A 20,437-nucleotide genomic window follows, 5' to 3' on the forward strand; every position below is an offset into this window, starting at 1 on the left:
CCTTGAAATTCCCCTACTGAGTATCCATCTTTCTACTGTTATTAGTATTCTCTTATATGAGGTTAGGAAGGTCGATATGCGTCTTGATAGATTCACAAGTAAGTTTCAAATCGCTATCTCTGATGCTCAATCATTAGCGTTGGGGCGCGATCATCAATATATAGAGCCAGTTCACCTGATGGTGGCTTTGCTTGATCAAAATGGCAGTCCAATTCGTCCATTGCTGACAATGTTGGATGTGGACGTGACACATTTACGCTCTAAGTTGAGCGAAATCCTTGATCGATTACCAAAAGTCAGCGGCATTGGTGGTGATGTGCAGCTTTCGGGTGCAATGGGGACTTTGTTCAATCTTTGTGACAAAGTCGCTCAAAAACGCCAGGACTCGTATATTTCGTCTGAAATCTTCCTCCTAGCCGCCATTGAAGACAAAGGTCCGCTTGGTCAATTATTGAAAGAAGTCGGTTTAACCGAGCAGAAAGTAAGCCAGGCGATCGAAAAGATCAGAGGTGGTCAAAAGGTCGATGATCCGAATGCGGAAGAGCTTCGTCAGGCTTTGGAAAAGTTCACCATAGACCTTACCGAAAGAGCAGAGCAGGGTAAGTTGGATCCGGTGATTGGCCGTGATGATGAAATCCGTCGTACGATCCAAGTTCTGCAACGTCGCACCAAGAATAACCCGGTTATCATTGGTGAACCTGGTGTGGGTAAAACAGCGATCGTTGAAGGTCTGGCACAGCGCATTATTAACAATGAAGTGCCAGAAGGTTTACGTGGTCGTCGAGTGCTCGCGTTAGATATGGGCGCACTGGTTGCCGGTGCAAAATACCGTGGTGAGTTCGAAGAGCGCTTGAAATCAGTATTGAATGAGTTAGCTAAAGAAGAAGGCAACATCATTCTGTTTATTGATGAGCTGCATACCATGGTGGGCGCTGGTAAAGGTGAAGGTTCTATGGATGCGGGTAACATGCTGAAACCAGCATTGGCTCGCGGTGAACTTCACTGTGTTGGTGCGACAACATTGGACGAATACCGTAAGTACATTGAGAAAGACGCGGCATTAGAGCGTCGTTTCCAAAAAGTGCTGGTGGATGAGCCAACCGTTGAAGATACGGTCGCCATTTTACGTGGTTTGAAAGAGCGTTATGAGCTGCATCACCATGTAGAAATTACCGACCCGGCTATCGTTGCGGCAGCAAGTTTGTCACATCGATACGTTTCTGATCGTCAATTACCTGATAAGGCGATCGACTTAATCGATGAGGCGGCATCAAGCATTCGTCTGCAAATCGATTCGAAACCAGAGTCTTTGGATAAGCTTGAGCGTAAAATCATTCAGTTAAAAATTGAGCAGCAAGCGTTAAGTAACGAGCATGATGAAGCGAGTGAAAAGCGCCTGACGACTTTAAATGAAGAGTTGACTGAGAAAGAGCGCGAATATGCTGAGTTAGAAGAGGTATGGAATACAGAAAAAGCCGCACTATCGGGTACGCAACACATTAAATCCGAGCTTGAGCAAGCACGGATGGATATGGAGTTTGCTCGCCGTGCTGGTGATCTAAACCGTATGTCTGAGTTGCAATACGGTCGTATTCCTGAGCTTGAAAAACAGTTGGACTTGGCTGCACAAGCCGAAATGCAAGAGATGACGTTGTTGCGTAACAAAGTTACTGATAACGAAATCGCGGAAGTGCTGTCCAAACAAACGGGCATTCCGGTCTCGAAGATGCTTGAAGCAGAGAAAGAAAAACTGCTTCGCATGGAAGATGTATTGCATCAACGTGTTATTGGCCAGGTAGAAGCGGTTGAAGTGGTTGCGAATGCGATTCGCCGTAGCCGTGCCGGGTTGTCGGATCCAAACCGACCAATTGGCTCTTTCTTGTTCTTAGGTCCAACGGGTGTGGGTAAAACCGAGTTGTGTAAAACACTGGCAAACTTCATGTTTGATAGTGAAGACGCAATGGTGCGTATTGATATGTCTGAGTTTATGGAGAAACACTCTGTGGCGAGACTGGTTGGTGCGCCTCCGGGTTACGTTGGCTATGAAGAGGGCGGTTATCTGACAGAAGCGGTTCGTCGCAAACCTTATTCGGTCATTCTATTGGATGAGGTAGAAAAAGCGCACCCAGATGTGTTCAACATTCTGCTTCAAGTGCTGGATGACGGACGTCTGACCGATGGCCAAGGTCGTACGGTGGATTTCCGTAACACTGTGGTGATCATGACTTCAAACTTAGGTTCTTCGAGAATTCAGGAAAACTTCGCAATACTGGATTATCAAGGCATTAAGAATGAAGTGATGGAAGTGGTCAGCAAACACTTCCGCCCTGAGTTCTTGAACCGTGTTGATGAAACCGTGGTATTCCATCCACTTGGTAAAGAGCACATTAAGTCGATTGCCTCCATTCAGTTGGAACGTCTGCATAAACGTCTGGCTGAGAAAGACTACGATCTGGAAGTCGGTGACGAGGCGTTAGAGTTGATCGCACAAGTCGGCTTTGACCCGGTGTATGGCGCACGTCCTTTGAAACGTGCAATTCAACAAAATGTTGAAAACCCACTAGCGAAATCGATTCTCTCTGGGCAGTTCTTGCCAGGAAAACCGATTGTCCTGGGTGTCAAAGACGGCAATATCATCGCCAACCAATAGTGATTCACCAATAGAACGAAATAAAAGCCATGCATCTGCATGGCTTTTTCGTCTTCGGAGTATTGGAATAACAGGGCTCGAACTGTCATTCCAATTGCCGAACTCTTTAAGAGAAGTTCGCGTTAATGCGCATCTTCAAGTAGTCTTCAGCCGTAATCGGCTCGTAAACCTTCAGTGGACCCTGAATGATTTGGTCTCGGTTCGCTTGGCAGAAAAACGCCATGCTATAACGAGAGTCTTGGTTCTCTTCGGCTGTCGGCATACGCACGCGGTGCAGGGTTGATTTTAATAAGTCGTCACTCCAGCGCATCAGCATGTCGCCAATGTTGCAAGTGATGACACCTGCTTTTGGTTCAACCGTGCTCCACACCAGATTGTTTTTGGCGTCTTTCCCAGCAGCAGCTTGCAAGCCGCCCTGATTCTCCTGCTGGAATACCATCGTCAAGCAATCGAAATCTGTATGTGCACCAGCGCGCCAGAATGTACCTGTTTCTGGTACTTCTTTCATCGGTAGGTAATGCAACATACGTAAGGTGCTCAAATAGTTTTCTGACTCTCTTAGGTGTGCTTTAGTAAAAAAGTCACGTTCAAACCCCAACTTATCGGCAAAGCAGGAAAGAATCTTCATCCCGAGCTGCCACGCCTGATGCTCGAATGACAACAGATGCGATTCAAACTCTTCCACTTGAGCATTGCTCGGCCACAAATCACTCATATGAGGCAACGTAATTTGATACGACTCTTTTTGATCCGCTGTGCCGGTGGATGGACGAACTTGTTGTTTGAACTCCCAGCCTGCGTTTAAGCCTTCTTTCAACGAGAAGTTTTGCTTTGTTTCCATTGGCAGGGCAAAGAATTGCTCACTGAGCTTAAAGGACTTTTCAATGTCCGCTAAGCTGATCCCGTGATCAGCCAGCTGGAAAAAACCGACTTGAGTGGCTGCCTCCCAGAGTTGTTCTGTGATCTCTTCGCGACGGTTTTCAAAATCGTGTAAGTTGATCAAAGGGATAGCGGTATCGTTTGATTCTAAACCTTGTCCACCAATGGTCGTTTCAAAGTTAAGTTCATCTAAAAGGTATGATTGAGTCATTGTTTTTCTCCAATTAACAATTAAATACGTGCTTGTTATTGGAGCAATGTCCAGCAATAGCTTGAGAGTCTCAATGGCTCGCTATTACAGACCGCTTCTACTCCTAGTTAAGTTAACCTCAATGAACTCAAACCCTAAGCTGGAGTGAGTTCACCTTGTTAAATTTCTTATTAAACGCCGTCTTGTTTCCTCGCCCGGTGATTGTGAAAGCCATTGCGTTGTTATTTACGGTTTCTATCTTTGTTTTTCTTCTTCGGTCAGGCTCCATGAGAAGCAAGCTCGTTGCACCCAGCTAACGGCTTTAAACAGCAACATACTCACCAAAGACAAGAACACCAGTGCAGCAAAAGCTTGAGGGATCTTGAAATACGACGTAGAGAATTGAACCAGATAGCCTAAGCCTTTTTCCGCAGCGACGAATTCAGCAATCACAGAGCCGATCACGGCTAAAGTAATAGCGACCTTTACACCACTGAAGATATGTGGAATGGCGTAAGGAAGGCGAATTTGCCAAATTGTTTTGCTGTTTTTTACGCTCAACGAGCGAGATAGCTCAATCAACTCCGGTGGGGTTGCTAGCATTCCAGTTGTCGCGGATACCACAAGTGGGAAGAAAGTGATCAGGCAGGTAATGGTGAGACGCGGCGCATCACCGGTCCCCAAAATAACAATCAACAGTGGAGCAATCGCCACTACGGGTGTTGATTGGATAACAACTAATATTGGAAACAGCGCTTTAGTGAGAAATTTAGAGTTCACCATCATGATGGCCAAAGGAATACTCACTAAAAATGAAATTCCAAAACCAAGCAGGGCGATGCGTAGTGTTGCCCATAAATTGTCTAACCACCTTTCCATCGGAACTTGGCTGAAAGCCAGTGCAATATCTGATGGCGCGGGGAGTATAAATGTTGGTACCGAGAAGATCCGGCACGTCGCTTCCCACATAGGAATGAGTGCTAGTATCGCGACGAGCGGAAGCCAGTTTTGTGACCATTGTGACAAATACTGTTTCATATCTATTCCTTTAGATAAATTCGATTACGCAACCGTTCTGCGTATTGGTTCAACGTTGCCTGTATCCTTGCTATCCGCCTCATTCTTTTTCTCTGAACGATAAAAGTATTCGCGAATTTTGTTGGTATAAGAGCCAAACGTTGGATCTTGCAGTGTGTGAATGTCACGTGGGCGATGCAAGTCAATGTTGATTTCCTCTAACACCATACTTGGTCGTGGGCCCATGACTAATACTTTATCGGCGAGTAGCACCGCTTCGGAGATCGAGTGAGTAATGAATAAGACGGTTTTCGGTTTCTCCATCCAAATTTTTTGCAACTCAAAGCCCATCTCTTCACGAGTCAATGCATCAAGCGCGGAGAACGGCTCATCCATGATCAAAATATCCGGATTAAGTAGCAAAGCTCTGGCAATCCCGACTCGTTGTTGCATCCCCCCTGAAAGCTGGTTTGGCATGCTGTTTTCAAAGCCAGCCAGACCTACCGTGTCTAAGAGAACTTCGGCATGCTGCTTTTCTTTTTGACTGACATAGTTGAACTTGTGCTTGAGCGGAAATAACACATTGTCGAGGATGTTTCTCCAAGGCAATAGCGTTGGTTTTTGAAACACGATACCGATATCTTCTCTTGGCTCAGTCACTGGCTGACCAAAAACGGAAATCTCACCTTGGGTTGGCAATATCAGGCCTGACAGCAGGCGCAGCAAGGTAGACTTGCCGCAACCTGAAGGACCAACGATGGCAACAAATTCATGCTTATTAACATTGAAGTTGACATCGTTGAGAACCGTAACCGAATGTTTGTCAGAGTGATAGGTATGCCCTATGTTCTTGAACGAAACAAATGGCTGCATTAGTTCACCTCTTGGAAAAATTGACGAGCAACGGCGCTTTCAGGGTCTAACTTACCAATATCAAGGCCTTGAGCTTCCGCTGTCCACGCCCATGTTTCACTCAGGCGATCTGGAGTAAATACACCCACGCCATCTTTTTCCGAAACTTCGTTCATCACTAAACCACGAATGGATTTAATCGTATCGGTCGCTTGGGCAGCATCGACATCTGGAACGATTTTGTTGACGGCAGCGCCACTTTGCTCTGGATTTGCCCAGGTGTATTCAACGGCTTTCGCGTAAGCTTTTACGAATCGCTTCACTACGTCAGGACTTTGAGACATGAACTTATCGCTGGCGATAATAGATGAAGAATAGAACTCAAGGCCGGCGTCATACCAAGGCAGTACATTCAGCTTTTTACCCGCTTGTTCTGCCTGCTCCGTATTTTTCACTCGATCTGTCATCCAGGAAATCATCACATCAGACCGCCCTGTAATCAGCATTGGGTTGAGTGCGCCTGGATCTGCTTTGAGGACTTTTACACTGTTTTCATCGATGCCATTTTTCTTAAGCATGATTGGCAGGAAAACGTTCGCAGAAGTGAAGGGAGAGGTGACGATGGTTTTGCCTGCGACATCTTTAACCGACTCAACACCAGAATCATCCAGTGCGTAGAAAGCATAAGGTGCTTTATTGAAAATTGAGTAAATGGCTTTTACCGGCACATTATCATTCGCTTTTGCAACCATCAGAGCAACAATATCAGCCGAGCCAATGTCGGCGGTACCCGTCGCTACTTTGGTGATTGCATCTGTAGAACCTTTACCACCAAGAATGGTGACATCCAGATCCTCTGCTGCAAAAAATCCTTGTTCAACCCCAACGAATACTGGTGCTTTGTCTCCCCCTGGTAACCAGTCGAGCTGGAAAGTTACTTTATCTGCTGCAAGGCTACTTCCTGAAGCGCATAGCAAAGATAACGAAAGGGCAAGTTTGTTGAATTTTGAAATAGTTTTCATAGTTACTCCGTGTCTTCCTTTTCACTTCCCTAAAGACGCGACCGTATTGTTGGGTACGCATCTTTAGGTTAACTATGAGCAATGTCCCGACACCTTATGTTTAGGTATCTAACCGCTTCTACTCACGCTTTCAATTAACATTTAGCAAACACTGTGCCATTCGTTGATAACTTGCTTTCCCACGTAATGTAACTTGTAAGTAACGAATGATTAACCTTGGGTTTGAGTGAGAAATTACAAAATCAGTGTTGTATACAATAAATGTTAATTCGAGGAGATGATATGGACTATGTTGCACTAAAGGTGTGCATTTTGGCCTCAAAAAAAATATTTTGGTGCATTTGAACGGTACTAAACATTGAGGATTACATATTCTGAATATGGTTCAGTTATTGCATTGTATACAGAGTAGGGGGGAGTGAGTTCTCATACCCTCATTATTAGTTGAGTAGAAGCGGTTAAGAGTTGAATCTCTGGGACATTGCTCAAAGGTTAATCCATTCTAGTTGTTTGAACTTAGATACCGATTGTTCATTAAAAAGGATCTTTATATGAACTACTTAATTAAAAATGCCAATAGTGTGTTTTCTCCTCAACAAGATGTAAAAGATATTCGAATTCAGAATGGTGTCATTACTGAGCTGGGACAGAACTTACTTCCTAATGAAAGCGAAAAATTGGTCGATGCGACAAATTGTGTTGTTTACCCGGGAATGGTTAATACGCATCACCATATCGCTCAATCCATATTAAAAGGGATCCCGGCAGGCATGAATCATGGCTTAGGTGATTGGCTAGCGAGCGTTCCATATCGCTATTGGCCTCAAATTACACCGGAGATCATGTATTCCGCTGCTAAGTTGGGTTTCTATGAGTTACTTCGCTCTGGTGCGACGACCTGTGCTGACCACCACTATCTTTATCATGCGAGCTCCAGCCAAGAGTTAGAAGATGTTCTTTGGCAGGCTGCTGACGAAATGGGAATACGCTTGGTCTTATGTCGGGGAGGGGCAACAGTTAAAGGCACGCACAAAGGGTTAGCGAAAGCTGGTGTTGTTCCAGAATCTGCAGAGCAAATGATTTCACGTTTAGAGCATACTCGTAGTCGTTACCATCAAGAAGGTGGATCTGCGATGCGTAAGCTGGTCGTTGCACCAACCACAATCGCTCATTCTGCAACGCCTAGCGATCTCAAATTAATGGCTGAGTATGCCAGAAGTCAAAAATTGAGAATGCACTCCCATCTTCTAGAAGTGGACTTTGATAATGAGCAAGCATTCGCTAAGTACGGAATGAGTGCGGTTGAGTTTGCACAGAGCTGTGACTGGCTGGGTGATGATGTATGGTTTGCTCATTTGGTCCAAGCGAGTGAGGCTGATATTCAGCGGTTAGCGGAGACGAAAACGGGAATCGCTCATTGCCCAACATCTAACTGCCGTCTGGGGAGTGGCATCGCACCAGTCATTGATATGGCCAAAGCGGGCATGCCTATTTCACTGGGAGTCGATGGCTCCGCGTCTGCTGAATCAGGATCGATGCTGCAAGAGCTCAACCTGACTTGGTTAATACACAGAGCACAAAATGGTCCAGATGCGACAACATTGGAACAAGTCCTGGAATGGGGCAGTAAAGGAGGAGCTGATATCTTAGGTCTTACCAATGTGGGGGAAATAAAAGAAGGTTACGCGGCAGACCTCGTCCTTTATGATCTCAATCAGCCTCGTTTGTCAGGCTGTCACTCTTCACTAATGGCTCCAATTATGTGTGGTGAACCTGCGTCGGTTAAAGTGAGCTTTGTCAATGGGCGCATTGTCTATCAGCAAGAGCAAGATGCGCAGTACGGCTATTTAGTCGAAGAAGTAAGAAATTCGATCGCTGAACTCAATCAACGAGTGGCGAAATTAGAGTCATAAGCCCATTAATCGGCTATACAATCCTCAAATTGATGCTTATTTAAACGTTCAGTCTAAAAATGTCTTTTTTAGGCTGAATTCCCCTTGCCAAGTTAAATTTTCTCCCTATAATTCGCCTCCGTTGTCTAGCAAAGCAATGCGAGATAACAAGACGGTTGAGTTAAAAAATAACTCACAGAGAAATAACTGAAAAAAGTGTTTGACACCAAAAGTTATCTCGCTAAAATGGCCGTCCGATTTGAGCAAGCCTCAGTCGAAACGCTCTTTAAAAATAAGAACCTATCAATCTGTGTGGGCACTCGTTGATGATAATCCAATTAGATACCTCGGTATCAAATTAGGTTTCAATGATACGAAGTGACCATTGAATCTTCGGATTCAGCACAGTCAATTCAAACATTACTTTATGTAATGTTCAGTATTCATTGAGCCGACAAAATCTTAAATTGAAGAGTTTGATCATGGCTCAGATTGAACGCTGGCGGCAGGCCTAACACATGCAAGTCGAGCGGAAACGAGTTAACTGAACCTTCGGGGAACGTTAACGGCGTCGAGCGGCGGACGGGTGAGTAATGCCTAGGAAATTGCCCTGATGTGGGGGATAACCATTGGAAACGATGGCTAATACCGCATGATGCCTACGGGCCAAAGAGGGGGACCTTCGGGCCTCTCGCGTCAGGATATGCCTAGGTGGGATTAGCTAGTTGGTGAGGTAAGGGCTCACCAAGGCGACGATCCCTAGCTGGTCTGAGAGGATGATCAGCCACACTGGAACTGAGACACGGTCCAGACTCCTACGGGAGGCAGCAGTGGGGAATATTGCACAATGGGCGCAAGCCTGATGCAGCCATGCCGCGTGTGTGAAGAAGGCCTTCGGGTTGTAAAGCACTTTCAGTCGTGAGGAAGGTTTATGCGTTAATAGCGTATAGATTTGACGTTAGCGACAGAAGAAGCACCGGCTAACTCCGTGCCAGCAGCCGCGGTAATACGGAGGGTGCGAGCGTTAATCGGAATTACTGGGCGTAAAGCGCATGCAGGTGGTTTGTTAAGTCAGATGTGAAAGCCCGGGGCTCAACCTCGGAATAGCATTTGAAACTGGCAGACTAGAGTACTGTAGAGGGGGGTAGAATTTCAGGTGTAGCGGTGAAATGCGTAGAGATCTGAAGGAATACCGGTGGCGAAGGCGGCCCCCTGGACAGATACTGACACTCAGATGCGAAAGCGTGGGGAGCAAACAGGATTAGATACCCTGGTAGTCCACGCCGTAAACGATGTCTACTTGGAGGTTGTGGCCTTGAGCCGTGGCTTTCGGAGCTAACGCGTTAAGTAGACCGCCTGGGGAGTACGGTCGCAAGATTAAAACTCAAATGAATTGACGGGGGCCCGCACAAGCGGTGGAGCATGTGGTTTAATTCGATGCAACGCGAAGAACCTTACCTACTCTTGACATCCAGAGAACTTTCCAGAGATGGATTGGTGCCTTCGGGAACTCTGAGACAGGTGCTGCATGGCTGTCGTCAGCTCGTGTTGTGAAATGTTGGGTTAAGTCCCGCAACGAGCGCAACCCTTATCCTTGTTTGCCAGCGAGTAATGTCGGGAACTCCAGGGAGACTGCCGGTGATAAACCGGAGGAAGGTGGGGACGACGTCAAGTCATCATGGCCCTTACGAGTAGGGCTACACACGTGCTACAATGGCGCATACAGAGGGCGGCCAACTTGCGAAAGTGAGCGAATCCCAAAAAGTGCGTCGTAGTCCGGATTGGAGTCTGCAACTCGACTCCATGAAGTCGGAATCGCTAGTAATCGTGGATCAGAATGCCACGGTGAATACGTTCCCGGGCCTTGTACACACCGCCCGTCACACCATGGGAGTGGGCTGCAAAAGAAGTAGGTAGTTTAACCTTCGGGGGGACGCTTACCACTTTGTGGTTCATGACTGGGGTGAAGTCGTAACAAGGTAGCGCTAGGGGAACCTGGCGCTGGATCACCTCCTTATACGATGATTACTCACGATGAGTGTCCACACAGATTGATATGGTTTTAATTCAGAGCAAAAAATTGGTTCTGCATAAAATGCAAAGCAATTTTATGTGGGGCTATAGCTCAGCTGGGAGAGCGCTTCGCTGGCAGCGAAGAGGTCATCGGTTCGATCCCGATTAGCTCCACCACTGACTTTCTGTGTCCCGTTCGTCTAGAGGCCTAGGACACCGCCCTTTCACGGCGGTAACAGGGGTTCGACTCCCCTACGGGATACCATCTTTAAGCGTATTAGAAATAGTGCTTTTAAAAATGGTTTTCATCAGAAAATCTAGCTCTTTAACAATTTGGAAAGCTGACAAAATAATCTTTAAGATTATTTGTAAAGTTCTCAAAGTATTCATGTATTTGAATACAACTAAAAACACATTCAAGTGTTCTTGGAATTTGAGTCCGGCAAAATCGAAAGCTGTCTCGCTCATTCAAATAATGAGACAGCAACTTTGGTTGTTTAACTTCAATTCGAAACTCCTTCGGGTTGTATGGTTAAGTGACTAAGCGTACACGGTGGATGCCTTGGCAGTCAGAGGCGATGAAGGACGTATTAACTTGCGATAAGCCCAGATTAGGCAGTAAAAGCCACTTGAGTCTGGGATTTCCGAATGGGGAAACCCACTTACATAAGTAAGTATCCTGTTGTGAATACATAGCAGCAGGAGGCGAACCGGGGGAACTGAAACATCTAAGTACCCCGAGGAAAAGAAATCAACCGAGATTCCGAAAGTAGCGGCGAGCGAAATTGGACTAGCCCTTAAGCTTTACACACGTTAGACGAACGGTCTGGAAAGGCCGACGATACAGGGTGATAGTCCCGTAGTTGACGATGTGTGTTCAGTGAAATCGAGTAGGGCGGGACACGTGATATCCTGTCTGAATATGGGGGGACCATCCTCCAAGGCTAAATACTACTGACTGACCGATAGTGAACCAGTACCGTGAGGGAAAGGCGAAAAGAACCCCTGTGAGGGGAGTGAAATAGAACCTGAAACCGTGTACGTACAAGCAGTAGGAGCAGGCTTTGTCCTGTGACTGCGTACCTTTTGTATAATGGGTCAGCGACTTATATTCAGTGGCAAGGTTAACCATCTAGGGGAGCCGTAGGGAAACCGAGTCTTAACTGGGCGTTCAGTCTCTGGATATAGACCCGAAACCAGGTGATCTAGCCATGGGCAGGTTGAAGGTTGAGTAACATCAACTGGAGGACCGAACCGACTAATGTTGAAAAATTAGCGGATGACTTGTGGCTAGGGGTGAAAGGCCAATCAAACCTGGAGATAGCTGGTTCTCCCCGAAAGCTATTTAGGTAGCGCCTCGGACGAATACTACTGGGGGTAGAGCACTGTTAAGGCTAGGGGGTCATCCCGACTTACCAACCCTTTGCAAACTCCGAATACCAGTAAGTACTATCCGGGAGACACACGGCGGGTGCTAACGTCCGTCGTGGAGAGGGAAACAACCCAGACCGCCAGCTAAGGTCCCAAATTACTACTAAGTGGGAAACGATGTGGGAAGGCTCAGACAGCCAGGATGTTGGCTTAGAAGCAGCCATCATTTAAAGAAAGCGTAATAGCTCACTGGTCGAGTCGGCCTGCGCGGAAGATGTAACGGGGCTAAGTAGTAAACCGAAGCTGCGGCAATATACTTTTGTATATTGGGTAGGGGAGCGTTCTGTAAGCGGTTGAAGGTGTGTGGTAACGCATGCTGGACGTATCAGAAGTGCGAATGCTGACATGAGTAACGATAAAGGGGGTGAAAAACCTCCTCGCCGGAAGACCAAGGGTTCCTGTCCAACGTTAATCGGGGCAGGGTAAGTCGACCCCTAAGGCGAGGCCGAAAGGCGTAGTCGATGGGAAACGGGTTAATATTCCCGTACTTCTTACAATTGCGATGGGGGGACGGAGAAGGCTAGGTGGGCCTGGCGACGGTTGTCCAGGTTCAAGTGCGTAGGCTTGAGAGTTAGGTAAATCCGGCTCTCTCTAAGGCTGAGACACGATGTCGAGCACCTACGGGTGTGAAGTCATTGATGCCATGCTTCCAGGAAAAGCCTCTAAGCTTCAGATTGTAAGGAATCGTACCCCAAACCGACACAGGTGGTCGGGTAGAGAATACCAAGGCGCTTGAGAGAACTCGGGTGAAGGAACTAGGCAAAATGGTACCGTAACTTCGGGAGAAGGTACGCTCTCGACGGTGAAGTCCCTCGCGGATGGAGCTATTGAGAGTCGCAGATACCAGGTGGCTGCAACTGTTTATTAAAAACACAGCACTGTGCAAAATCGTAAGATGACGTATACGGTGTGACGCCTGCCCGGTGCCGGAAGGTTAATTGATGGGGTTAGACTTCGGTCGAAGCTCTTGATCGAAGCCCCGGTAAACGGCGGCCGTAACTATAACGGTCCTAAGGTAGCGAAATTCCTTGTCGGGTAAGTTCCGACCTGCACGAATGGCGTAATGATGGCCACGCTGTCTCCACCCGAGACTCAGTGAAATTGAAATCGCTGTGAAGATGCAGTGTACCCGCGGCTAGACGGAAAGACCCCGTGAACCTTTACTACAGCTTGGCACTGAACATTGACCCTACATGTGTAGGATAGGTGGGAGGCTTTGAAACAGGTACGCCAGTATCTGTGGAGCCGTCCTTGAAATACCACCCTTGTAGTGTTGATGTTCTAACGTTGACCCCTTATCGGGGTTGCGGACAGTGCCTGGTGGGTAGTTTGACTGGGGCGGTCTCCTCCCAAAGCGTAACGGAGGAGCACGAAGGTGGGCTAATCACGGTTGGACATCGTGAGGTTAGTGCAATGGCATAAGCCCGCTTGACTGCGAGAATGACAATTCGAGCAGGTGCGAAAGCAGGTCATAGTGATCCGGTGGTTCTGAATGGAAGGGCCATCGCTCAACGGATAAAAGGTACTCCGGGGATAACAGGCTGATACCGCCCAAGAGTTCATATCGACGGCGGTGTTTGGCACCTCGATGTCGGCTCATCACATCCTGGGGCTGAAGTCGGTCCCAAGGGTATGGCTGTTCGCCATTTAAAGTGGTACGCGAGCTGGGTTTAGAACGTCGTGAGACAGTTCGGTCCCTATCTGCCGTGGGCGTTGGAGAATTGAAAGGGGCTGCTCCTAGTACGAGAGGACCGGAGTGGACGAACCTCTGGTGTTCGGGTTGTGTCGCCAGACGCATTGCCCGGTAGCTAAGTTCGGGATCGATAACCGCTGAAAGCATCTAAGCGGGAAGCGAGCCTTGAGATGAGTTCTCCCTGATACTTTAAGTATCCTAAAGGGTTGTCGTAGACTACGACGTTGATAGGCAGGGTGTGTAAGCGTTGTGAGGCGTTGAGCTAACCTGTACTAATTGCCCGTGAGGCTTAACCATACAACACCCAAGGGGTTTTGATGGACTCAATGTAAGAACGTTGAATGTGTAAAAACGAGAATTAAAAACAGCTTTCCGAATTAAAGAATTTGCTTGGCGACCATAGCGTTTTGGACCCACCTGACTTCCATTCCGAACTCAGAAGTGAAACGAAATAGCGCCGATGGTAGTGTGGGGTTTCCCCATGTGAGAGTAGGACATCGCCAGGCTTTAAATTTTGGACGTTCGCTTTAAAGCGGATGATACCACTGCGGAGTGGTAGTTCAGTTGGTTAGAATACCGGCCTGTCACGCCGGGGGTCGCGGGTTCGAGTCCCGTCCACTCCGCCACTTATTTGAGAGTCGTCTCATTAAACACGAACTACAGGGGTGTAGCTCCAATTGGCAGAGCAGCGGATTCCAAATCCGCGTGTTGGGAGTTCGAATCTCTCCACCCCTGCCATTATTAAGAAGCCTCGTTCGAAAGAACGGGGCTTTTTTGCATCTGTAGTTTGGAGATTGTAGAGTCGCTCCAATTGGTAGAGCAGTGGATTCCGCCAATACCAAAAGATCAGCGCATGTTGGGAGCTTGGAGGCAAGTCCCATCGAATCTCCCTCACTGCCATTATTAAGAGCCTCTGGCTGGGCATCCCCGACGAAAGTCTGGGGCTTTTTTACGTTTGTAGGTTGGGGGGTGTAGAGTCACATAGGGGGATGTCGAATATAGCTATTGTCAGAGCATTCTTTCCCGACTAGCTGAACCAGATATTACCGATCGTGTCCTAGCGGTTTAATCTCAACCTTTCTTCTTTTTGTTCTTCGCCATACTATCGATACCGCGGTGGTTTCATTTCCCCTTTACCTAAATAGTTCTAAACTTAGTCTATTCTTTGCTCTACTTGGAGCTTGAATGAGACCATAGTGTGTGCCGGGTGATAAAAAACGGACTTCTTGTTATGATCACGGCTTAATTCTAATAATGGAAAGTACGTTTATGCCACATTTTCGATTTCGTGCTGTAGAGCCTCAAACGGTTCAGGCTCTATCAAAACCTCTCACTGATGAACTGCAACCTCTGATGGAATGTCCACGTGAGGACTTTACTTTTGAATACATCTATACGACGTTTTTTAGTGAGGGAGAAGTTAGCGCGGCATACCCTTTTGTAGAAGTGCTTTGGTTTGATCGTGGCCAGAATGTTCAGGATAAAGTTGCTAAAACCATTACTCAGCAAGTCAGAGGTATCGTGGGTGAAGATATTGATGTCGCAGTGATATTCACAGCACTCTCTCCTAAGGCTTACTATGATAATGGTGAGCACTATTAAGGAGTGAGTTCCATGAAGCTGAGAGTTTTTTCCTGTTTGAGTTTGATTTTCTCAGCATCACTATATGCAACTCCGTGGGAGCGGGTGTCGACTCCCACGCATAATTCCTCTTCTGCTATAGGCAGCTATGCTAATGGCTGTTTGGATGGTGCCTATCCCTTACCTCTAGAGGGAACTGGGTATCAAGTCCTGCGCAGTAGAACGAACCGCTACTATGGTCATCCTAACACGATCTCATTTATTGAAAGCCTCGCCTTGAAAGCGAATAAAGAGTTAAGCACTAATTTGTTGATCGGTGATTTATCGTTACCTCGAGGAGGGCGTTTCTCTTCTGGCCACTCGAGCCATCAAACTGGCTTAGATATTGATATATGGCTTCGTTTAGCCGACCAGCCGCTTTCTTATAATGAATTACAACTTCCCAAGCCAATGAGTGTGGTAGACCTTCAAGGGTACTCGATACTTGATCATCGCTGGGATGAACGACATTTTGAACTTATTCGTTATGCGGCTCAGAGTAAAGGCGTTGCACGTATCTTTGTACACCCTGTCATTAAAGAGCAACTATGTTCGCAGGAAGAGGGTAAAGATCGCTCTTGGCTGCGCAAGGTTCGCCCTTGGTGGGGGCACCACTATCACTTTCATGTCAGATTATCTTGCCCGGACTCCAGTCGAAACTGCGTTGACCAAGCTCCTCCGCCAGCTGGCGATGGTTGTGGCTATGAGTTAGCGAGCTGGAAACCTAAAGCGGTAGTGCCTGCAACCCCTTCAGCTAAAAAAGTGGTGGCAAAACCAAAACGGGCAAAAGTGATTCCATCGCAATGTCAGCCACTTATTCGCACTAATTAAAAGACTGTTTAGCTTCTTATGACCTTGAGCGAATCTCCGTTATGAAACTGGAGAAACATCATACTTTTGTCTACAGTGAATAATACGAATACAAAAATTAACCTAATTAGTTTGGGTGGCATGTTATAGGAATCTCAAATAAACAAAGGGTTATGGATTTTACTAGTACCTCTGTTTTTTTAAGTTCTTTTGTCGCGATACTCTGATTTCTGTTCAATATGTCTGTCGCTGGTAAAACGAAAAATAGCAACGCAGACAATTGTATTGAGGTGGGCCTAGTGGTGTTACCCACCAATAGAGTTAATCAAGGATAAAACCATGACTATGATTTGTGCAAAAGAGTTTGCAGAGTGGTTAAGACACAGATTTAGCAGTGAGACCAAGGGAGTCTTCTTGACTCGAGAGGATTTGAATCACCTGACAGGGCGTCAGCGTCTTGATCCGGGGTTTGTTAATGATGTGCATTACGAACTGATGCAATACGGGATGGCTTTCGTTACCGATACGAGCCGAGAGAATTTCTATTTAGTTCCGGTATCTCAAGCGGAAAACTGGCGTGAGAGGCTAGAGTATCATTTTGAGAAAGAGTTATTCTGCAATATCTATCCCATCGAAAAATCGGGCTAAAATTAAGGTTCAACTTTGAGAGCAAAGTTGAACCTTATTGATTTATGCCAACCCTTGGATAATCACGAACTTCTCTAGCAATTGCTCTTCTGTTTCAACGTGATTCGGATCGGTGATAATGCATTTTGTTATAGGACAAACGGACTGACACGTCGGCTTATCATAATGACCCTTACACTCAGTGCATAAATCCGGGTCGATTTCGAAGATGCTGTCTCCCATGCTGATCGCGCCGTTTGGGCATTCTGGATCACACATGTCACAGTTAATGCATTTATCTGTAATGAGTAATGCCATGATTACTTACCAGTTGGGTTACGGGTATCCTGACCAGAGTTTAGGTTACGCATTAACAGGCCGTATTCTAAGTCCATATCTTCTGGTACTGGGATAAATACAAAGTGGCCGTTACCTTTTGCGTCTTCGATTGATTGTGACTTACGGTTTTCCATTGCTTCCAGAGTGAAAACAACGTTACCTTTTGGCGTCATTAGCTCAAGGCTATCACCAACAAGGAACTTGTTCTTCACTTCTACTTCAGCCATGTCGCCACGACGCTTACCTGTAAACTCACCAACGAACTGCTGAGCATCAGACACTGAGTAGCCGTAGTCGTAGTTTTGGTATGTGTCATGAGTATGACGGCGAAGGAAGCCTTCTGTGTAGCCGCGGTGAGCCAGGCTTTCTAGCGTGCCCATTAGGCTTTCATCGAATGGTTTGCCTGCGACAGCATCATCGATGGCTTTACGGTAAACCTGAGCGGTACGAGCGCAGTAGTAGAACGATTTAGTACGGCCTTCAATCTTAAGAGAATGAACTCCCATCTTAGTCAGACGCTCAACGTGCTGGATGGCACGAAGGTCTTTAGAGTTCATGATGTAAGTGCCGTGCTCGTCTTCGTAAGCGGCCATTTTTTCTTCTGGGCGGTGAGCTTCAGAAAGAAGAACCACTTCGTCAGTTGGTTTACCACGACCGATCGTGGTTTCAGGGCGTTCGTCTTGAACTTCTACAGGCTGCGCTTCAGACGGATCAAATTTCTCAACGATATCGCCAGTGTCGTTTTCTTTGCCTTCTTCAACTTTGTACTCCCAACGACATGCGTTAGTGCAAGTGCCTTGGTTCGGGTCACGTTTGTTGATGTAACCAGAAAGTAGACAACGGCCAGAGTAAGCCATACATAGCGCGCCGTGCACGAATACTTCGAGTTCAGTTTCAGGGCAGTGCTCACGAATTTCTTCGATTTCTTCCAGAGAAAGCTCACGAGATACAATTACGCGCTCTACGCCGTTTGCTGCCCAAAACTTAACCGTTGCCCAGTTAACTGCGTTAGCCTGAACTGAAAGGTGAATTGGCATTTCTGGGAAAGCTTCACGAACCATCATAATTAGACCAGGATCAGACATGATGAGTGCATCTGGGCCCATTTCTACGACTGGTTTTAGATCGCGAATGAAAGTTTTTAGCTTCGAGTTGTGCGGCTGAATGTTACATACCACGTAAAGCTTTTTGCCTAGGGCATGCGCTTCATCAATACCGATTTTTAGGTTGTCGTGGTTAAACTCGTTATTACGTACACGAAGGCTGTAGCGAGGTTGGCCAGCGTATACAGCATCAGCGCCATAGGCGAACGCGTAACGCATGTTTTTAAGGCTGCCCGCAGGAGACAGTAGCTCGGGTACGAATGCTTTCTCAGTTGTCATTGCTCAATTCTCTTATATCTGATCACAAGTCAGGCCAATTCCACCTTATGGAAATGGGGCGCAAATTTTACGTCAAAATGTGAACTGTGACTAGGGGAATTGTGCTTTTGGTGAACAAACGCCCCATAAAAAGTAGGGGCGTAGCGAGTGAAAAGTAGGGTTATTTTAGGCGTTCGGGTTTGGTAGCCCGCCTAATGCGTCATACAGACTTGGTAGGAACGCACTGAATTCACCACACATCAGTGAAAAGTCGGCATCGAATCGAGCGGCTTGATCTTCACGTGGGATGTCATCATTTTGGTCTTTCAACTCATCGGAGAACTTCAGACGTTTGATGCCTGAATCTTCTGCCATGATGAATTCGATTCGATCTTGCCAGTTAAGTGCAAGCTTAGTAACAACTTTGTCTGCTGCGATGTGATTACGGATTTCATCCGTGGTTAGCTCTTGTTTCTTACAACGGATCACACCGCCTTCTTCTAATACGGATTTCAGCTCAGCCTCGTCCATCATAGTGATGCCTTGTGGCGTATCACCGGTTTTCACCCATTCAGTCAATGTTGTTTCAATTGCTACTTCTGGAATAGCAGGAACAACTGGCAAGCTGCCCATAGTTTTACGTAGCAGTGCAAGAACATCCTCTGCTTTCTTGTAGCTGCTAGCATCAACAAGAATAAAACCTTCCTTTGGCATGATTAACACATGAGTGTGGCTGCTGCGGCTAAATGCACGAGGCAGTAAATCCATCACGATGTCATCTTTGAGGTTGTCTTTCTCTTTTTTCTTTAGCGGGCGACCTTCTTGCGCTTCCATCGCCTCTACTTTCGCATTTAGAGAATCTTTGATCACGGATGCTGGCAGCATCTTTTCTTCTTTCTTGGCGCAAATCAGAATGCGGTTTTCTGATACGTGAGTCATCATGTCGCCATGTCTACCCATTGCGCTGACCCAGCCAAACTTCTGCTTATCCTGGCTGCCACAAGGGGTGAATTGAAACTCAGCAAGTTGAGTTTCTAGTTGATCTGCATTGAAGTTAATCTCGCGGTTAACGCGGTATACCAGACAGTTTTTAAACCACATAAATCTTCTCTAGGCTTGATGACAAGGGACTAATCATAGGGAATTTTTTTGCTGATGTCTTAATAGAAATGAAAAATATCAGGATGAACCCCAAAAGAAAGTTATATGAAAATTTGTTTTCAAAGGTCACAAAAGTGTCATAATTGGTAGTGATAATGCTTATGCATCGAGGGGCGCTTTGTCTCTTAAAATTCATTAGCTCAACAAACATAAGGTTATTCAATTATGTCTAGAAGGATTCTGGTTGTTGAAGACGAAGCTCCGATTCGTGAAATGCTCTGCTTCGTACTTGAACAGAAAGGTTACCAAGCGGTGGAAGCAGAAGATTACGACACTGCAGTAACCAAACTGGCTGAACCCTTCCCTGATTTAGTTTTACTGGATTGGATGCTACCAGGCGGTAGCGGTATTAACTTTATCAAGCACATGAAACGTGAAGAGCTGACGCGCAATATTCCTGTAGTCATGCTGACGGCGCGTGGCGAAGAAGAAGACAAGGTTCGTGGTTTAGAAGTGGGCGCAGATGATTACATCACTAAGCCTTTCTCGCCTAAAGAGCTGGTCGCTCGTTTGAAAGCTGTCATCCGCCGTGTCACTCCAACTGCACTAGAAGACGTAATTGACGTACAAGGCTTGAAGCTTGATCCTGTATCACACCGTGTGACTGCTAATGACGGTGCTGTTGATATGGGTCCGACTGAATTCAAAATGTTGCACTTCTTCATGACACACCAAGAGCGTGTTTACAGTCGTGAACAGCTACTGAACAACGTATGGGGTACTAACGTGTATGTTGAAGATCGTACTGTTGATGTGCACATCCGTCGTCTACGCAAAGCTTTAGAAGCCGCAGGCCATGATAAATTGATTCAAACGGTTCGTGGTGCGGGTTACCGTTTCTCGACTAAGGCATAAGTTGGTAGTCAGCTGATCGGTCCCA

The 20,437-nt window shown here is 46.5% G+C and carries 13 protein-coding genes, 4 tRNA genes and 3 rRNA genes; 13 read left to right on the forward strand and 7 right to left on the reverse strand.

Annotation, left to right across the window (positions count from 1 at the left end):
• Positions 1–76: 76 nt before the first annotated feature.
• Positions 77–2,650: an ATP-dependent chaperone ClpB gene (gene clpB / locus VER99_RS02585; protein WP_014230892.1), complete on the forward strand. Its 2,574-nt coding sequence runs from the start codon at positions 77–79 to the stop codon at positions 2,648–2,650.
• A gap of 106 nt (positions 2,651–2,756) precedes the next feature.
• Here the strand turns inward: clpB and VER99_RS02590 are convergent, their stop codons facing one another.
• From VER99_RS02590 to VER99_RS02605, 4 genes are all read right to left on the reverse strand, one after another.
• Complete coding sequence (locus tag VER99_RS02590; protein ID WP_020335948.1) at positions 2,757–3,740, reverse strand: isopenicillin N synthase family dioxygenase; 984 nt, start codon at positions 3,738–3,740, stop codon at positions 2,757–2,759.
• A gap of 234 nt (positions 3,741–3,974) precedes the next feature.
• Positions 3,975–4,757, reverse strand: coding sequence for an ABC transporter permease (locus tag VER99_RS02595; RefSeq protein ID WP_014230894.1), 783 nt, complete (start codon positions 4,755–4,757; stop codon positions 3,975–3,977).
• 24 nt (positions 4,758–4,781) lie between these two features.
• Positions 4,782–5,609: an ABC transporter ATP-binding protein gene (locus tag VER99_RS02600; RefSeq protein WP_020335949.1), complete on the reverse strand. Its 828-nt coding sequence runs from the start codon at positions 5,607–5,609 to the stop codon at positions 4,782–4,784.
• Positions 5,609–6,610 (reverse strand): ABC transporter substrate-binding protein, encoded by a 1,002-nt coding sequence (locus VER99_RS02605; protein ID WP_020335950.1) that lies wholly within the window; start codon positions 6,608–6,610, stop codon positions 5,609–5,611. Before VER99_RS02605 ends, VER99_RS02600 begins: the two co-directional genes overlap by 1 nt.
• A gap of 551 nt (positions 6,611–7,161) precedes the next feature.
• On the opposite strand from VER99_RS02605, the gene VER99_RS02610 reads away from it, so the two are divergent.
• From VER99_RS02610 to VER99_RS02660, 11 genes are all read left to right on the forward strand, one after another.
• Positions 7,162–8,523, forward strand: a complete 1,362-nt coding sequence (locus VER99_RS02610) for an amidohydrolase family protein (RefSeq protein ID WP_020335951.1) — start codon at positions 7,162–7,164, stop codon at positions 8,521–8,523.
• Positions 8,524–8,966: 443 nt separating this feature from the next.
• A 16S ribosomal RNA gene (locus VER99_RS02615) occupies positions 8,967–10,519 on the forward strand.
• Positions 10,520–10,616: 97 nt separating this feature from the next.
• A tRNA-Ala gene (locus VER99_RS02620) sits at positions 10,617–10,692 on the forward strand.
• Positions 10,693–10,704: 12 nt separating this feature from the next.
• Positions 10,705–10,780 (forward strand) — tRNA-Glu (locus tag VER99_RS02625).
• 265 nt (positions 10,781–11,045) lie between these two features.
• A 23S ribosomal RNA gene (locus VER99_RS02630) occupies positions 11,046–13,936 on the forward strand.
• Positions 13,937–14,028: 92 nt separating this feature from the next.
• Positions 14,029–14,145: ribosomal RNA gene (gene rrf, locus VER99_RS02635) — 5S ribosomal RNA — on the forward strand.
• Together the 16S, 23S and 5S rRNA genes with 4 tRNA genes alongside form the textbook arrangement of a ribosomal RNA operon.
• 43 nt (positions 14,146–14,188) lie before the next feature.
• Positions 14,189–14,265, forward strand: a tRNA-Asp gene (locus tag VER99_RS02640).
• A gap of 35 nt (positions 14,266–14,300) precedes the next feature.
• Positions 14,301–14,377 (forward strand) — tRNA-Trp (locus tag VER99_RS02645).
• 531 nt (positions 14,378–14,908) lie between these two features.
• Positions 14,909–15,241, forward strand: a complete 333-nt coding sequence (locus tag VER99_RS02650) for a DUF1904 domain-containing protein (RefSeq protein ID WP_014230898.1) — start codon at positions 14,909–14,911, stop codon at positions 15,239–15,241.
• 12 nt (positions 15,242–15,253) lie between these two features.
• Entirely contained in the window at positions 15,254–16,090 is an 837-nt protein-coding gene (gene mepA / locus VER99_RS02655) for a penicillin-insensitive murein endopeptidase (protein ID WP_020333626.1), read from the forward strand.
• A gap of 318 nt (positions 16,091–16,408) precedes the next feature.
• A complete protein-coding gene (locus VER99_RS02660; RefSeq protein WP_014230900.1) occupies positions 16,409–16,717 on the forward strand; it encodes a hypothetical protein in 309 nt (102 codons plus the stop codon).
• A 42-nt stretch (positions 16,718–16,759) separates the two neighbouring features.
• Here the strand turns inward: VER99_RS02660 and VER99_RS02665 are convergent, their stop codons facing one another.
• From VER99_RS02665 to rdgC, 3 genes are all read right to left on the reverse strand, one after another.
• A complete protein-coding gene (locus VER99_RS02665; RefSeq protein ID WP_014230901.1) occupies positions 16,760–17,014 on the reverse strand; it encodes a YfhL family 4Fe-4S dicluster ferredoxin in 255 nt (84 codons plus the stop codon).
• A 2-nt stretch (positions 17,015–17,016) separates the two neighbouring features.
• Positions 17,017–18,417 carry a prephenate-dependent tRNA uridine(34) hydroxylase TrhP gene (gene trhP, locus VER99_RS02670; protein ID WP_014230902.1) on the reverse strand — a complete coding sequence of 467 codons (1,401 nt, stop codon included), beginning with the start codon at positions 18,415–18,417 and terminating at the stop codon, positions 17,017–17,019.
• A 165-nt stretch (positions 18,418–18,582) separates the two neighbouring features.
• The gene (rdgC, locus tag VER99_RS02675; RefSeq protein ID WP_020333628.1) at positions 18,583–19,497 is read right to left on the reverse strand and encodes a recombination-associated protein RdgC; all 915 of its coding nucleotides are present in this window, start codon (positions 19,495–19,497) and stop codon (positions 18,583–18,585) included.
• Between the two features lie 225 nt (positions 19,498–19,722).
• Between rdgC and phoB the strand changes: the two genes are divergently transcribed.
• Positions 19,723–20,412, forward strand: a complete 690-nt coding sequence (phoB, locus tag VER99_RS02680) for a phosphate regulon transcriptional regulator PhoB (RefSeq protein ID WP_014230905.1) — start codon at positions 19,723–19,725, stop codon at positions 20,410–20,412.
• Positions 20,413–20,437: the final 25 nt, after the last annotated feature.

Source organism: Vibrio natriegens NBRC 15636 = ATCC 14048 = DSM 759 (genome assembly GCF_035621455.1).
GTDB classification, from domain to species: Bacteria; Pseudomonadota; Gammaproteobacteria; order Enterobacterales; family Vibrionaceae; genus Vibrio; species Vibrio natriegens.

What these genes read in the sequence shown, in the direction of transcription:
- VER99_RS02605 (WP_020335950.1), bottom strand. Translation starts at nt 6,610, where the DNA reads ATGAAAACTATTTCAAAATTCAACAAACTTGCCCTTTCGTTATCTTTG.
- VER99_RS02610 (WP_020335951.1), top strand. Translation starts at nt 7,162, where the DNA reads ATGAACTACTTAATTAAAAATGCCAATAGTGTGTTTTCTCCTCAACAA.
- VER99_RS02660 (WP_014230900.1), top strand. Translation starts at nt 16,409, where the DNA reads ATGACTATGATTTGTGCAAAAGAGTTTGCAGAGTGGTTAAGACACAGA.
- VER99_RS02600 (WP_020335949.1), bottom strand. Translation starts at nt 5,609, where the DNA reads ATGCAGCCATTTGTTTCGTTCAAGAACATAGGGCATACCTATCACTCT.
- phoB (WP_014230905.1), top strand. Translation starts at nt 19,723, where the DNA reads ATGTCTAGAAGGATTCTGGTTGTTGAAGACGAAGCTCCGATTCGTGAA.
- mepA (WP_020333626.1), top strand. Translation starts at nt 15,254, where the DNA reads ATGAAGCTGAGAGTTTTTTCCTGTTTGAGTTTGATTTTCTCAGCATCA.
- VER99_RS02590 (WP_020335948.1), bottom strand. Translation starts at nt 3,740, where the DNA reads ATGACTCAATCATACCTTTTAGATGAACTTAACTTTGAAACGACCATT.
- clpB (WP_014230892.1), top strand. Translation starts at nt 77, where the DNA reads ATGCGTCTTGATAGATTCACAAGTAAGTTTCAAATCGCTATCTCTGAT.
- trhP (WP_014230902.1), bottom strand. Translation starts at nt 18,417, where the DNA reads ATGACAACTGAGAAAGCATTCGTACCCGAGCTACTGTCTCCTGCGGGC.
- rdgC (WP_020333628.1), bottom strand. Translation starts at nt 19,497, where the DNA reads ATGTGGTTTAAAAACTGTCTGGTATACCGCGTTAACCGCGAGATTAAC.
- VER99_RS02650 (WP_014230898.1), top strand. Translation starts at nt 14,909, where the DNA reads ATGCCACATTTTCGATTTCGTGCTGTAGAGCCTCAAACGGTTCAGGCT.
- VER99_RS02665 (WP_014230901.1), bottom strand. Translation starts at nt 17,014, where the DNA reads ATGGCATTACTCATTACAGATAAATGCATTAACTGTGACATGTGTGAT.
- VER99_RS02595 (WP_014230894.1), bottom strand. Translation starts at nt 4,757, where the DNA reads ATGAAACAGTATTTGTCACAATGGTCACAAAACTGGCTTCCGCTCGTC.